The following is a 15,049-nucleotide window of genomic DNA, read 5'->3' on the forward strand; positions in this document are numbered from 1 at the left end:
TGCGCTACCGCACAGCGCGGTAGCGCAGCGCAGCGCTTTTTGGTGGACGCCGCCGTGCGCGGCGCCGACGAGGCACACGGGGTGTTGATCCGGCCCAGAACCTCAGTCCACCTTTCCCATACTCAGGATAACCAGAGTCGGCACTCGGTGAAGGTGCCAGTTTCCCTTAAAAACAAGAGGGTTCGTGCCTTTCTGCGATTGCGCCCATGATTGCGATCGACTAGACTCGAACGCATGAGCGACGGCGACGGTGTGCGGATCCCTCCGCTCCCGCCTGGGTTTGCTGACATGCTTCCCGGTCCGGAGTTGGTGGTGGCGTTCGCTGCTGTCGATCGGGACGTCTGTAATGGTTTCGAGCTTGGCGTGTTGCTTCAGGCCGCGCGGAAGGTCGCCTGTTGGGGCGAGTCTTTGAGTCTTGCTGTGGCTGCCGTGTTGGCGCACTGCCCGCCGTGTTTCAAGGATGATGAGGCGGAACGCTCGTCTGTGCCGGAGCCGCGGGCGGCTGAACTGTTGTCGCCGATGCTGGGGTGGACCAACTACCGCAGTGATCAGTTCATGCTCATCGCCTTGGCGTTGACAGACCTGCCGAACACCCGGCAGGCGTTGGAACGCGGCGAACTCGAATTCTCCGAGGTGCGGACGATCGTCGACCGGCTCACCCTCCTACCCCCAGCTGACCGTGCAGCGGTGGATGAGGCGATCTTTCCTGAGGTGTTGAAGCTGCGGGGCGGGCTGCTACGGCTCTATGTCGAAGCCGAAACCATCAAGGTCAACCCCGAAGCAGCGAAAGAACGCCACAAGAGGGCTCGGGAAGACCGTGGCGTGGCCGTCTACCCGGATGAGGACAACGTCTCCACGGTGCGCCTGCACGGCATCTCCCACGACAAGGCAGCCCAAGCCTGGGCCTTGATCGACGCCATCGCCCGCACCGAGAAGGCACGCGGGGACGAACGCACCCTCCCCCAACTACGCGCCGACATCGCCATCTCCCTCCTCCTCTCCGGCGAAGCCGACCTCATCGTTTGCGACGGCGAGGAAGAAGCCCGCGAAGGCACCGCCAGTCGTGAACAGACCAGCGCCGATGCTGAGAGTGGCGGTGAGGACTGCGACTGCGAGAACGGCGACGGGGAGAACGGCGACGATTGCAGCCCTTGTCAAGGGTCCTTTGACGACCTGCTCGACGAGCAGAACAACGCCGACAGTCCTTCCGAAGCTGAGGGTGCGCAGGACAACTCCGCCACCGAACCGGATGGGTGCCGGCACACCGGGTGCGACCACGACCACCACCTTGNGGGTTGCCCGTGTGAAGATTGCAANCCCGCNACCTACACCCNCCCNCTNGACCGGCCCCGCCGGAAGCGCCGCGACGACAATGCGGCCGGCAGTTCGGCCGGCGAGGCTGCCGCTGGTGAGGGTGGAGAGGCCGCCGGTGCGGGTAGCTCCGCGAACGGACGGGGCGAGGACGCTGATCGGGAACCGATTCCCGAGCAGGAGATCCCGGCGGCGTTCCGGTCCTGGAGAGCGGGGATCAAGGCGAAACTGCAGCTGAATGTGCCGTTCCCGACGCTGATGGAGTGGGCGAAGCGGCCAGCGGAGCTTGGCGGGTTCGGTCCGATCTTCACCGAAGTAGCGAGACGGCTACTTGCCAACCATCTGGATAATCCGGATGCGATGTTCGCGGTCGGGGTCACCCATCCGGTGACGGGCCAGTTGTTGAGTCTGCATCCGATGGCGCAACGTTTCCTNCGCGGTCTTCCGGCGGAGCTGGTTCAGTCGTTGAACCAGCGCTGCACCTGGATGCTGTGCCGACGCCCAGCCATCAGCTGCGACCTCGACCACACGAAGCCATACTCCGAGGGCGGTGAGACCTCCGTCGCGAACGTGGCACCACTATGCCGCCACCACCGCGTCAAAACCGAGGGCGACTGGAAAGTCGAACAAACCAGCCCAGGCCACTTCACCTACACCGACCCACACAGCCGGCAGTACACGGTCACCCCACCACGCCTCACCGACCCCGTCGAACCCGCCGACCCCGACCCGCCGCCCTTCTAACCTGCGCGGGACGATGCGGGACAAACAAACAAACCGGCAGGCTCGACAACCCCTGAAAAGAAGGGGTTTCGAGCCTGCCGATATGCGCGCCTCACCGGCCCGGGCTCGGCCTGCTACGCGGGCGCGCTCTGGCGGACGGGTCGGGTCTTCCGCGCAAGGACGGCGCGGTGGCGGTTGGGTCGGATCAGGGCGTTAGGACATAAGTGTCGAGGTTCCAGATCTGACCGGGGCCGACGCCGCCGGCGCATTGGAAGTCATAGCCTCCGGTGATGTACATCTTTCCGGCTATCACCGCCGCGGTGTGGCGCTTCAAACGGGCGGGCGGACCGACGGCCTGATGCTGGCGCCAGGTGTGTGTGGTCAGGTCGAACGACCAGATGTGGTCGGTAGGATTCTGCGGGTACGGTGCACCGCAGTCGGCCTCGCCACCGGGTATGTCACCTCCGTGAAGATAGAGGCGAGTACCGATCAATCCAGCGGCACCGTAGTTGTGCGGTGGATCCGGGTTGCCGGCCTGGGGAGTGATCTCTGCCCACGTGTTCGTCGTGATGTCGTACTGCCAGGTGTCGTCGAGCACCGGAAAGCTGGAGCCGCTCACGCCTTCACCGCCGTACAACGTCAACTTCCCCATGACAGCGTGGGTTCCGGCCATGGCGACGTGACGTGGTGACGGCGCGGACGGGTCGCCGTTCTCGATGAGCTGGGTCCAGGTGTTCTGGGGGAAGTCGTAGGCCCACAGATCATTGAGCGCCGACAGTGTCGCATCGACACCGCCGAAGATGTAGAGCTTGCCGCCCGCAGTCCAGGCCGTCGAGCCACTCCGGCCGCTTGGGCCCGGATTGACCGGGCGGATCTGTTCCCAACGCTGCCGGGTCGTGTCGAATGCCCACAGGTCATCGAACGCCTTGAAGACCGTCCCCTCGGAATTGTACTGAGAACCACCGAAAACAACGAACGATCGCTCGGATGCGGCGGCCGCCGCCCAGGCCCGCGGCTCCGGCGCGACCCGCGAGGGAACCAGGGTCCACCGCCGGGTTTCGGTGTCGAGTCGATACAGATCGTTGAGGAACGTGTTCTGGCCAGTGGCGAACGAATCGTACACACCACCAAAGACGTAGAGGTGCTTGCCAACGCTCGCTGTCGCCGGCATCGAACGCGCAGACGGGGGTACGCCGAACGTTCGCAGCTTCTCCCAGGTGACGTTCGAGTCCTCCAATCCGGCGCCCGAGCCGCTGATCGAACCTACCTGGGCTGTCGAACCAGCCTGGGCTGTCGAACCAGCCGCAATGAGCGCCATCGCCGCAACGCAAATCAGAATCATCCGTCGTAACACAGAATCCCCCTTAGCTGTGATCGATTCGGGTCCTCGGGTCAGGATGGGATTCGGCTAGAGGTGGGGAATGACGGGGCCTTGGCCCTCGGGGCCTGTCAATCGGCCGGTCAGTCGGAGTCCGTCGCGCATGTTGAACGACATCAGGGCGAGGTTGGCAGCGCCCGCGGCCAACTCGATCGTCTGGACGGTGTAGAAGAGGGCGTCGAACTCGCCACGTGCGGCGAGCCTATCGAGATAGAGCGCGGCAGGGGTCAGGATCAGCAGTCCGTTTCCGGCGATGAACGGCATCCGCCGTTTCTTGGACGCTATCCAACGGTGGGTCGAACTACCGGCAAGGAAGAAGCCGATGAGCCCGGTGATCGCCAGCGCGGGGACGATAACGAGTAGTCCCCATGTGATTGCCTGTTTGACCGCGGCGAAATGGCCGGGGACAACCCCATGGAGAGCGATCCTGACGTGTAGTGCCTGTGCGAACAGTCGAGCCAGATGGTTGACCTGGTACCCAGGGATTCGGCTCGGTTCGTCACCGGACGCCGCCCCCGTTGACGGCGACCCACGAAAACCGGGTCGCCGTCAACGAGGCGAGAGGATGTCGACGACGGTGCGGGTCTGCCTACATGGCGGCGCCCGTGCTCACGCCAGCGCCAGCGCCAGCACCGGGACCGTTCACGTAGGTCCGCAGGTGCTGCGCCGTGAGCGACTCACTGTTGGCGACGAGCTCAGCGGGCGTGCCAGTGAACACCACCCGGCCACCGTCGTGGCCGGCACCAGGACCGAGGTCGATGATCCAGTCCGCGTGCGCCATCACGGCTTGGTGATGCTCGATGACGATGACGGAGTTGCCGTCGTCGACCAGCCGGTCAAGCAGGGCAAGGAGTTGGTCGACGTCGGCCAGGTGCAGGCCCGTCGTTGGCTCATCCAGGACGTACGTAGCGGCCTTCTCCGCCATCTGGATCGCGAGCTTGAGTCGCTGTCGCTCCCCGCCGGACAGCGTCGTCAGCGGCTGCCCAAGGCTGAGGTAGCCGAGCCCGACGTCAACCAGACGGTCGAGGATCACTCGAGCCTGCCCGGCAGCGCCGGTAGCTGTCTTGCCGCGAGAAGCCGGCGTACCAGAGCCGAAACCGGACCCGAAGAAGTCGCGGGCTTCCGTCACCGACATGGCGAGGACCTCGCTGATGTCCTTGCCGTTCAGCTTGTGTGTGAGCACCTCGGGCGTGAACCGCTTCCCCTCGCACTCCTCGCAGGTCGACGCTACCCCCGCCATCATGGCGAGGTCTGTGTAGACGAGCCCGATGCCCTTGCAGTTCGGGCAGGCGCCCTCGGAGTTCGCACTGAACAACGCGGCCTTGACGCCGTTGGCCTTGGCGAACGCGGTCCGGATCGGGTCGAGCACTCCGGTGTAGGTGGCGGGGTTGCTCCGTCGAGATCCGCGGATCGCCGACTGGTCGACGACGGCCACATCCTTACGGTGGGAGAGCGAGCCGTGGATGAGCGAGCTCTTGCCCGACCCGGCGACACCGGTGACCACGGTAAGGACGCCGAGTGGGACGTCGACGTCGACGTTCCTGAGGTTGTGCAGGGAGGCGCCACTGATCGAGAGTTGCCCGCTGGCCTGGCGCACCTCCTCCCGCAGCCGGGCCCGGTGGTCCAGGTGCCGCCCCGTCAACGTGTCGGAGGTACGCAGGCCCGCCACGTCACCGGCGAAGCACAGCCGGCCACCCGCCGCGCCTGCCCCTGGACCAAGGTCGACCACGTGCTCGGCGATCTCGATCACCTCGGGCTTGTGTTCGACGACGAGGACGGTGTTTCCCTTGTCCCGCAGGCGAAGCAGCAGGGCGTTCATCCGCGCGATGTCGTGCGGGTGCAGCCCGACCGTGGGTTCGTCGAAGACGTACGTGACATCGGTGAGGCTGGATCCGAGGTGGCGGACCATCTTGACCCGTTGGGCCTCCCCGCCGGACAACGTGCCGGATTCGCGGTCCAGGCTGAGATAACCGAGGCCGATCTCGACCAGCGAGTCGAGCAGGTCACGAAGGTTCGCCAGCAGCGGCCCGACGGACGGGTCGTCGATGTCGTGGATAAACTCCGCCAGCTCGTTGATCTGCATGGCGGAACACTCGGCGATGTTGCGCCCGTTGATCTTCGACGACAACGCGACGGGGTTGAGCCGGGTGCCGTCGCAGGCCGGACAGGTGGCGAACACCACCGCGCGGTCGACGAACGCCCTGATATGGGACTGCATCGACTCGCGTTCCTTGGCGAGGAAGATCCGCCGGACCTTCACCAGCAGCCCTTCGTACGTCGTATTGATGCCGCCCGCCTTGATCTTGGTCGCCGGCTTGTTGAGGAAGTCGTCCCACTGTTGCGCGGTGAAGTCCTTCAGCTTGGTGTCCGGGTCGTACAGTCCGGACTCCGCCATCACCCGCCAATACCACGAGTCGACCCCGAAGTTCGGCACCGTGACGGCACCTTCGTTGAGCGAGAGTTCCCGATCGAAAAGCTGGTCGACGTCGACGGTCGAGACCCGGCCGAGTCCCTCGCACTCAGGACACATTCCGCCCGACAGGGTGACTTCTCGTGTGGTGTGCGTACCGCTGCCGCGGTCCAACTCCATCTCGCCCCGGACATTTCCGGCCGGCCTGTTGAAGGAGAACGCCGTCGCCGGACCCACCGGCGGGTCACCCAACCGGCTGAACAGAATGCGCAGCATGGTGAAGGCGTCCGTCACCGTGCCCACGGTCGAACGGGAATTGGCACCCATGCGTTCCTGGTCGACGATGATCGCCGCGCTGAGGTTGTGGAGGGCGTCGACGTCGGGACGGTTGACGTTGGGCATGAACGACTGGATGTACGCCGTGTAGGTCTCGTTGATGAGGCGCTGGGACTCGGCGGCGATCGTGCCGAAAACGAGGGAGGACTTTCCGGAACCAGAGACTCCGGTGAAGACGGTGAGGCGGCGTTTGGGAATGTCGAGGGAGATGTCGGCCAGGTTGTTCTCCCTGGCACCGCGTACCTTGATCACGTCGTGGCTGTCCGCCGGAAGTTGCTGGCCTGGACGAGAAGTCATGTAGCCTCTCCTGATACCTTTACGGCCTAAAGGGATAGCCCGGCAACATTACGTTAGGGCGTAAGGAGTCGCAAGTTGGTCATCTTTGCCGGCCAGGGTGACACCCGCCGCTCGATGGCTCTGTTGTGGCGCACGCCGAGTTCCGGGGAGCCACGGACCGGCCCGGGTCCCAAACCTGGGCTGACGGTGGACGCGATCGTGGCGGCGGCGATCGCCGTGGCGGACGCTGACGGGATGGCGGGTCTGTCCATGCGCGCGGTGGGGGAGCGGCTCGGCCGCACTGCCATGGCGCTCTATACGTACGTTCCCAACAAGCACGAGCTCGTCGAGCTGATGTACGACCAGGCCCTGGCCGAGCTGCCCACCAGCTACCCGATGGGTGCCGGCTGGCGCGCGGCGACGCGGTCGTGGGCTGAGGATCTCTGGGCGTTCTATCTGCGGCATCCGTGGATGCTGCAGGTGTCGCGGGCCCGGCCCGTGCTGGGCCCGCACGAGCACACCCACATCGAGACCCTGCTGCGGATCCTCGACGGGACCAGACTGGAGTCGCGGGTGCTGTGGCGGCTGGTTGGCAGCCTCGTCGGCTTCGTCCGCGGCGCCGTGCAGGTGGTCGCCTTGTCGCGCCTGGCGCCGACGATGACGGGGGTGTCGGAGGAGGACTGGTGGTACGCACGGTCCGCGCTCCTGGGTGAGGTCGCCCCCGACTTCGCCGAGCGGTTCCCGATGATCACCCGGCTGGAGAACGATCGCGCGCTCGAGTTCGACGATGAAGGCGTGCCGTATCTCGAGCAGGAGGCCAGGGAGGTGTTCGAGGCCGGCCTCGAGGTGCTGCTGGACGGCATCGAGACAACCATCGCGACGGCGAAGGCAAAGGCGAAGGGGCGGCGGAGCCGGCCGGGTGGCGCCACCACCAGACGGACCCGAGGCGCTAGCCGCGGAGGCGTAGGCCGCGCGGGGTGACGTGGAATCCCGCGGAGGCCAGGGCTGTGGCGAGCGGGCTGGCACCCTCGGGGTGGCCGTGGGGGCGCAGGATCGCTTCACCGTCGACGCGTTCGACGCTCAGCTTGCCCAGCACGCCGTCGCGGACGGCCAGCGCCAGCGCGTCAACCGCGGGTTGCAGGTCGGTGAGGTCGTCGGACCAGGTGAGCAGGGTGCGCCCGCCGCGTTCGACGTACAGGATGAGGTGGCCGTCGACGAGGACGACGAGTGCGCCCGCCTTCCGGCCGGGCCGGTGCCCGCGTTGCTCCTCGGGCGCCTGGTCGGGGCGTGCGGGCCAGGAGAGTGCCGCGCCGTACGGATTGGCCGGGTCGGTCGCGGCGAGGACGACTGTCCTGGCTGACCTGTCGGAGGACGGCCGGCCCAGAGACTGGGACAGGTCTGGCTGGTCACCGCTCTGCTCGCCGCTGTCACCCGACTGGCCGCTCGCACGCAGCCGGTCGACCGCACCGGGCGCCCCGAACTGCGCCGCACCCAGACCCGCCACGAAGTAGCCCCGCCGGCAGCGGCCGGACTCCTCGAACGCCGACAGCACCTGGTAGACCGCGGCGAACCCGCCGGGGACGCGCTCGGCCATCACGGCACCGCGGGTGAGGACACCATGCCGGTCGAGCAGCGCCTCGGCGGCCGCGTGGGCGCGCCGGGTCGGATCAGGCTCGCGGTCCGGAAGCAGCGACCAGCGCCCGGACGCGGTCGGCGGACCGGTCCGGCTGGGCATCGCGGGTCGGCCGCGCCGTAGGGACGACCGACCACCTGCGAACCGGCTCCGTGGTGGCGCCGACCGCGACCGGTGCGCGGACGAACCGCTTCCGAGCAGCGTCCGTAAGGGGGCCAGCGTGTCCCCGGTGAGGTGACCCGCCCACACCAGGTCCCACAGCGCGGTCACCAGCGACTGGTCATCGACGGCGACCCCCTTGCTGGCCCGCCCGTCCCCCGCGGGGTCGTCGTCGGCGGGTTCCTCGGTGGGGGCGTTCGTACGGAGCGATGCCTGCACCGCATCGGACAGCGGCCGGAAGAAGAAGCCGCCACCGGAGGCGAGCACGTCCAGCACCGCCTGGTGCAGCGGCCCCGGCTCGAACTCCGGGTCCGGCTGGGGCAGCGTCAGGTCTGCGGAGTCGGCGAGGTGCAACGAGATCCAGCCGTCTGTGCCGGGAAGCGTGCCGTGCCCCGCCCAGACCACCTCGCCCGTCGCGGTCAACTCGTCGAGCATCGCGGGGGAGTAGTCGGCCACCCGGGAGGCGAGGACCAGGCGCTCGAGTGCCGACGCGGGCACGGCACAGCCGGCCAGCTGCTCGATGACGCGCAGCACGCCGTCGGTGCCGCGCAGCCGGCCACCGACGTGCTGCCAGGCCGGGAGGAACCGCGCGAGCGCGGCCGGCTCCACCGGCTCCACCTCGCTGCGCAAGGCGGCGAGTGAACGCCGGCGGAGAGTACGCAGCACGCCGGCGTCACACCATTCGGTGCCGTACGCCTCTGGGCCGCCAACGTGGGAAGCGGTCCCGGGGCGCGGCTCGTCAGGCGACCGGAACGTGCCCTCGACGACCCGGCCCTGCCCGGCCAGCCGGCGCAAGGTCTCGTTGACAACCGCCACACCGAGGCCGAACCGTGCGGCCACCTCCCCGGCGTGGAAGGGGCCGTGGGTGCGGGCGTACCTCGCGATCAGGTCGCCGAGCGGGTCGGCCACCGGCTCGGCGAACGCCTCGGGCAGGCCAACCGGGAGGGGTACGCCCAGCGCGTCGCGGAGCCGGCTCGCGTCCTCGACCGCCGCCCAGCGCTCGGCACCGTCTGGGTGCTCCCCCGTACCTCTGTGTCTCAGCACGCGGCGGGTGCTTTCGAGTTCGGACAGCCAGCGGCCGGCGTACGCGGGTTCGGTGCAGCGGGCGGCGACCTCCTCGGTGGACAGGGGTCCGAGCAGCCGCAGGAGATCCGCGACATCCTCCGGGCCGCGGCAGCGGCGTTCGGGAACCAGCCGCTGCAGCTCCGCCTCGGTGCGCGCCATCACCTCCGGGTCGAGCAGGTCCCGCAACTCGGTCTGGCCGAGGAGCTCGGCGAGCAGCGAACGGTCGAGCGCGAGGGCCGCCGCCTTGCGCTCGGCCAGCGGGGCGTCGCCTTCGTACATGAACGCCGCGATGTACCCGAACGTCAGCGACTTCGCGAACGGCGACGGTTCGTTCGTCTCTACCTCGACGACCCGGATCCGGCGGGCGGCGATGTCGCGGAGGAGCTCCACCAGCCCGGGCAGGTCGTACACGTCCTGCAGGCACTCGCGAACCGCCTCGAGCACGATCGGGAATGACGCGTACTTCGACGCCACCTCCAGCAACTGCGCGGACCGCTGCCGTTGCTGCCACAGGGGGGTACGCCGGCGCGGATCGCGGCGCGGCAGCAGCAGGGCACGGGCGGCGCATTCGCGGAACCTCGCGGCGAACAACGCGGACCCGCCGATCTCGTCGGTGACGAGTTGCTCGATCTCGTCCGGCTCGAAGATCGCGAGGTCGGCGCCGGGCGGGGAGTCTTCGGTGTCAGGGATACGGAGGACGATCCCGTCGTCGGCGTGGACGGACTGGACGTCGACGCCGTAGCGCTCGCGCAGCCGTGCGCCGATCGCGAGGGCCCAGGGCGCGTGGACGCCGCCGCCGAACGGCGTGTGGACGCAGATCCGCCAGTCGCCCAGCTCGTCGCGGAACCTCTCGACCAGGATCGTGCGGTCGTCGGGCACGTGCCGGGTCGCCTGTCGCTGCTCCTCGAGGTATGACACCAGGTTGTCGGCGGCCCACTCGTCAAGGCCGGCTTGACGGACCTGGGTGCGCGCCTCGTCGGGCGTACGCCGGCCCAGCTCGCGGACATAACCCCCGATGGCGCGGCCAAGCTCCGCCGGCCGGCCAAGCGTGTCGCCCTTCCAGAACGGCAACCGGCCCGGCTGCCCTGGTGCGGGGGAGACCAGCACCCGGTCATGGGTGATGTCCTCGATCCGCCAGGACGACGCGCCGAGGGTGAAGACGTCACCGACCCGGGATTCGTAGACCATCTCCTCGTCGAGTTCGCCGACGCGGTGGTTGTTCTTTTCACCCACGAGGAACACGCCGAAGAGCCCGCGGTCGGGGATGGTGCCACCACTGGTCACGGCGAGCCGCTGCGCGCCAGGCCGTCCGGTCAGCGTGCCGGCCACGCGGTCCCACACCAGCCGGGGCCGCAGCTCGGCGAACTCGTCGGACGGGTAGCGCCCGGAGAGCATGTCGAGGACCGTGTCGAACGCCGACCGCGGCAGCGTCTGGAACGGCGCCGCCCGCCGGATCAGGGTGTAGAGCTCGTCGACCTGCCAGGTGTCCATGCAGGAGGCAGAGACGATCTGCTGGGCGAGGACGTCGAGCGGGTTCGTGGGGATGCGGGTCGCCTCGATCAGACCCGAACGCATCCGCTCGGTCACCACCGCGGTGGCCACGAGATCGCCGCGGTACTTCGGGAAGATCACGCCCCGCGACACCGCACCCACCTGGTGCCCGGCCCGCCCCACCCGCTGCAGGCCGCTCGCCACCGACGGCGGCGCCTCCACCTGCACCACGAGGTCGACGGCGCCCATGTCGATGCCGAGCTCCAGGCTGCTGGTCGCCACCACGCAGGGGAGCCGGCCGGATTTCAGGTCGTCCTCGATGAGCGCCCGCTGCTCCTTGCTCACCGAACCGTGGTGGGCCCTGGCCAGGAGGCCGGGTGCGCCTTTGCTGGCTCCCGACTGCGCCATGATCTGCGCCGGTGAGCCGGCTACGGGCAGGTCGTCAGCTCCGTCAGCTCCGTCGGTGTCGCCGAGCCGCTCGGAGCTAATGGTCGCGTTCGGCTCCTCGTTCGCTTCGCGGGCGGCTCGTTCCTCGCCGACCACTCCGCTCACTCGCTCGCCGAGCCGCTCGGAGCTAATCTCGTTGAGGCGGGCCGTGAGGCGTTCGGCGAGCCGGCGGGAGTTGGCGAACACCAGCGTGGATCGCTGCTGCTCGATCAGGTCGGCGACGCGTTCCTCGACATGGGGCCAGATCGAGGAACGGCGTTCGGGACCGGCGGCCGCGCCGAACTGCTCCTCCGGGCCGAGGACCTGACCCAGGTCGCCCATGTCCTCGACGGGGACGACGACCTTGAGGTCGAACTCCTTGGCGTACGGCGGATTGACCACCGTCACGGGCGCGGACCCGCCGAGGAACCGCGCGACCTCCTCGACCGGCCGCACGGTGGCGGAGAGTCCGATCCGCTGGATCCGGCGCGGGGCCTCGCTGGCGGTGCTGTCTCCGTCGGCGTCGGAGCCTGCCACGAGAGCGTCGAGGCGTTCGAGGGAGATCCCGAGGTGGGCGCCCCGCTTGGTGCCGGCGACCGCGTGCACCTCGTCGATGATCACCGTCTCGACACCCCGGAGGGCGTCCCTGGCCTGTGAGGTGAGTAGGAGGAACAGCGACTCCGGTGTCGTGATCAAGACGTCTGCCGGGGTGCGGGCGAATTTTCGGCGCGCGTCGGCCGGCGTGTCACCGGACCGCACCGCGACCTCGATCGCCGGCTCGGGCAGCCCCAGCCGGCGGGCGGTGTGGCGGATCCCGGTGAGCGGCGCGCGGAGGTTGCGCTCCACGTCGACCGCGAGCGCCTTGAGCGGAGAGACGTAGAGAACGCGGCACCGCCGGCTCCGGTCAGCGGGCGGTGGCGTCGAGGCGAGCTGGTCGAGTGCCCACAGGAACGCGGCGAGCGTCTTGCCCGAACCCGTCGGCGCCACCACCAGGCTGTGCTGCCCCCGGCTCACCGCGTCCCAGGCACCCACCTGTGCCGGGGTAGGCGCGGCGAACGACGACCGGAACCACTCCCGGGTCGCCGCTCCGAACCGTTGGAGGACATCAGATCCGTCAGGCACCCGTCCATGGTGCCTCGCCCCACCGACACTGCCCGCCAAGGGCGGGTCAATGAGGCCGTGCTCAAGATCGTCGCGCCGGCTCGAGGTTCGACGCGTTGGCGCCTGGTTTCTCAGCATCCACCCAGTCAGCCCGGATGTTGAGACACCAGGCAAAGAAGCCTGGTCATACGAAGATCGGGAAGGATTTCAGTCATATAGCGACGAAAATCCTTCCCGATCCTGGTCCCGCGCTTTGGCGAAGTTGATCAAGGGTCCGCAAATCGGGCACACCCGCGGCGGGTGTCCGAATTCGGGACCGTTGATCAACTTCGCTCCCACAACTCCAGCCAGTCACCCGCCGCAGGCCCCCCGACCCAACGGAACGGGTTCGCCAACCCGTCAGGGCCAGCGGAACGCCAGCCGCGCCGGCGGGCTCGCGGCCCCGCCAGGGGAGACGGCTACCAGCTCCAGCACCGTCTCCGTCTCGCCGGCGCGACGTTCGAGGCCGGGTACGGCATACACCTCGTCGTAGGTGCGGCCGACCCATTCGCGGGCGCCCGATCCGCCTGGCCCACCCAGCCGGAACAGGTCGTAGTACCAGACCCGGGCCGGTGCGAGTTCCCAGGCGAGGAAGGCCGTCGCGCCGCCGTCCGCCACCCGCGCGTCCTCGACCACGAACCCGCGCGGCTTCGCGGGCGGGCGGTCCGCGTCCCCGCGACGCTCCAGCCGGAACTCACCGAGGTGGACGGTGTAGTCGTCGACGGCTGTCGGGGAGTGGAAGCCGACGTACACCGCGGCGATCGTTCGCCCGGCGTACGGCGCCAGCGACCAGACCTGCCGATTCCAACCGGCCAAGCCGGTCCGCCCCGCGTCCAGCCAGATCGGTGTGCTTGCCGGCACGTCGCCGGCGTGAAGATCGCCCGCCACCGCCCGGCCGGGCGCGTCCGTGAACACCAGCCCCACACGGAGGTGGCTCGCCGCGCCCGCCCGTCCGGTCGTGTAGGTGAGCGAGAGGTGGACGTCTGGCACGACCGGGAGCCGCGTTTTGTACAGCCGCAGCTCCACCGCGTCGTCCGCGGCGAGCGCGCCGGAGATCGCGAGCGAGGTGCCGCCGTCGTACGCGCGGGTGTAGTCGTAGTCGACGGTCAGGCGTTCGGCAGGTGCGCCGTCGGCGGACCGCAGCCACCACTGCCAGGTGGGTAGGACGTCCTGGATGCCGATGTTGAACCACGGCCGCTCGGCCACCAACCCACCGTCCACGAAGAACTTCTCGCCGGTTCCGGCGTTGAACCTCGTGACGAACGGGAACGTTCCCACCACCGACTTCTCCACGACGGTGTGGGCTACGCCGTCCCAGCGTTCGGGATTGCCCTTGTCGGTGCCGGTCGGTGGCAGTGACCGGCCGGTCTGCGCCGGGTCCTGCTTCGGGCCGGACCACCACTGGCGTTCGAAGGCGTAGGCGGCGCGCTGGCCCTCGACCGTCGACTTGTCGCCGGGCGCGAGCCGCCACGGGAACTCCGTGCCGAGGAACGCCCAACTCGTGCGGCCCGCTTCGCCCTCCGGGAAGATCCAGCGCGGGTCGTACGGCTGGGAGAAGTTGTTGAGCCCCGCCTCCGTACCCGCGAACACCACCTCGTACGGATCGAGCCCCAGGGCGACCGCGTGGTCGTGTGAGCGCCGCAGCCGCTCCTGCGACCACCAGTAGTTGAGGAAGATGCTGGAGCACACCCGGGTGCCGTCAGCGTCGACGATCCACGGCGAGTTCGTGGCGTTGAACTCGTTCTGGTAGCGCACGGTGCCCGCCATGGTGAGCGAGTCGTACCACTGCACGTGGAAACCCGGCGGCGCCGTGCGCGCGAGGTAGGAGAACAGCTCGTGCAGCAGAGCCGTCTGCTCGAGCGTGATGGCCGCTTCCTGGTTGATGAAGTAGCCGTCGAAGCCGAAGTACGCCGCCATCTCGACCAGCTTGTCGGCCACCGGAAACGACCCGTCGGGACGCTTCTCCACGAACTCCGCGAAGTTCTCCGGGCGCGGCCAGAACCAGCAGCCGAGGCTCTTGACGCCGTTGCGGTGCGCCGCGTCGGTCCAGGCGGGGTTGGGCAGGTTGATGGTGCCGAAGCGCGGATCCTCCTTGCCGTACTCGCCGTTGACCGGCAGGCCGTGCCAGGACCCGAACATGTCGACGTACTGCCAGAAGCGCAGCGCGTACGCCTGGAGGTGATAGCCGTACCGGTGGGCGAGCGCGAAGTTGCCCGGCTCCACGTAGTCGTTGGCGAGCGTCATCAGGCGCGGCCGGTCGTCGAGGCCCGGATGCGCCTGGGTCGGCGCGAACGTCGGGATGCGCCGCGCGAGCGGCACGCGGGACCGGAAGTACTTCGCGAACGGGTCGGTGTCGGGGCTCCACGCCTTGATCGCGGGTGCGTCGTAGCCGTGCAGGAACGGCAGCCCCATGGGACTCAGCTCGGCCAGGGTCCCGGTCAGGCCGGCCAACGGGCCGGCGCCTGTCACCACTGGCGGCGCCTCGGCCGATGCGCTCGGCGTACCAGCGGCCAACGCGGTAGCACCGACAGCGCCGGCACTCACGTACCGCAGGAACGCCCGCCGGTCGACACCGCCTTCCCCACGGCTCTCGGGCGGAACGTCGTCACCGGGCGTCGTCGCCATGCTGTCCTCCGGGTTGGTCCGTCGGTCAGCCCCTCATGATCACGGGTCTCGGCCCGGAGGGTGCCGGACCCGCTGT

General features: G+C 68.7%; 7 protein-coding genes. 2 read left to right on the plus strand and 5 right to left on the minus strand.

Annotated elements, in window-relative coordinates; genetic code table 11:
* Nucleotides 1-555 precede the first annotated feature (555 nt).
* Nucleotides 556-2,055 (plus strand): HNH endonuclease, encoded by a 1,500-nt coding sequence (locus tag B141_RS0117455; protein WP_474775224.1) that lies wholly within the window; start codon nucleotides 556-558, stop codon nucleotides 2,053-2,055.
* Nucleotides 2,056-2,239: 184 nt separating this feature from the next.
* Here B141_RS0117455 and B141_RS0117460 read toward each other — a convergent pair whose 3' ends face one another.
* The 3 genes from B141_RS0117460 to B141_RS0117470 all read right to left on the minus strand — a co-directional run bounded on the left by B141_RS0117460 (nucleotide 2,240) and on the right by B141_RS0117470 (nucleotide 6,455).
* Entirely contained in the window at nucleotides 2,240-3,352 is a 1,113-nt protein-coding gene (locus B141_RS0117460; RefSeq protein WP_020576468.1) for a Kelch repeat-containing protein, read from the minus strand.
* A gap of 90 nt (nucleotides 3,353-3,442) precedes the next feature.
* Complete coding sequence (locus B141_RS48675) at nucleotides 3,443-3,676, minus strand: hypothetical protein (protein WP_020576469.1); 234 nt, start codon at nucleotides 3,674-3,676, stop codon at nucleotides 3,443-3,445.
* Nucleotides 3,677-4,001: 325 nt separating this feature from the next.
* Nucleotides 4,002-6,455, minus strand: a complete 2,454-nt coding sequence (locus B141_RS0117470) for an ATP-binding cassette domain-containing protein (protein WP_020576470.1) — start codon at nucleotides 6,453-6,455, stop codon at nucleotides 4,002-4,004.
* 75 nt (nucleotides 6,456-6,530) lie between these two features.
* On the opposite strand from B141_RS0117470, the gene B141_RS0117475 reads away from it, so the two are divergent.
* Complete coding sequence (locus B141_RS0117475) at nucleotides 6,531-7,415, plus strand: TetR/AcrR family transcriptional regulator C-terminal domain-containing protein (RefSeq protein WP_020576471.1); 885 nt, start codon at nucleotides 6,531-6,533, stop codon at nucleotides 7,413-7,415.
* On the opposite strand, the gene B141_RS0117480 is transcribed toward B141_RS0117475, so the two are convergent.
* Nucleotides 7,384-12,330: an ATP-dependent helicase gene (locus B141_RS0117480; protein ID WP_020576472.1), complete on the minus strand. Its 4,947-nt coding sequence runs from the start codon at nucleotides 12,328-12,330 to the stop codon at nucleotides 7,384-7,386. The genes B141_RS0117475 and B141_RS0117480 overlap by 32 nt on opposite strands.
* A 378-nt stretch (nucleotides 12,331-12,708) precedes the next feature.
* A complete protein-coding gene (locus B141_RS41235) occupies nucleotides 12,709-14,973 on the minus strand; it encodes an endo-beta-N-acetylglucosaminidase (RefSeq protein WP_020576473.1) in 2,265 nt (754 codons plus the stop codon).
* Nucleotides 14,974-15,049: the final 76 nt, after the last annotated feature.

Source organism: Actinopolymorpha alba DSM 45243 (assembly GCF_000373925.1).
Classification (GTDB): Bacteria; Actinomycetota; Actinomycetes; order Propionibacteriales; family Actinopolymorphaceae; genus Actinopolymorpha; species Actinopolymorpha alba.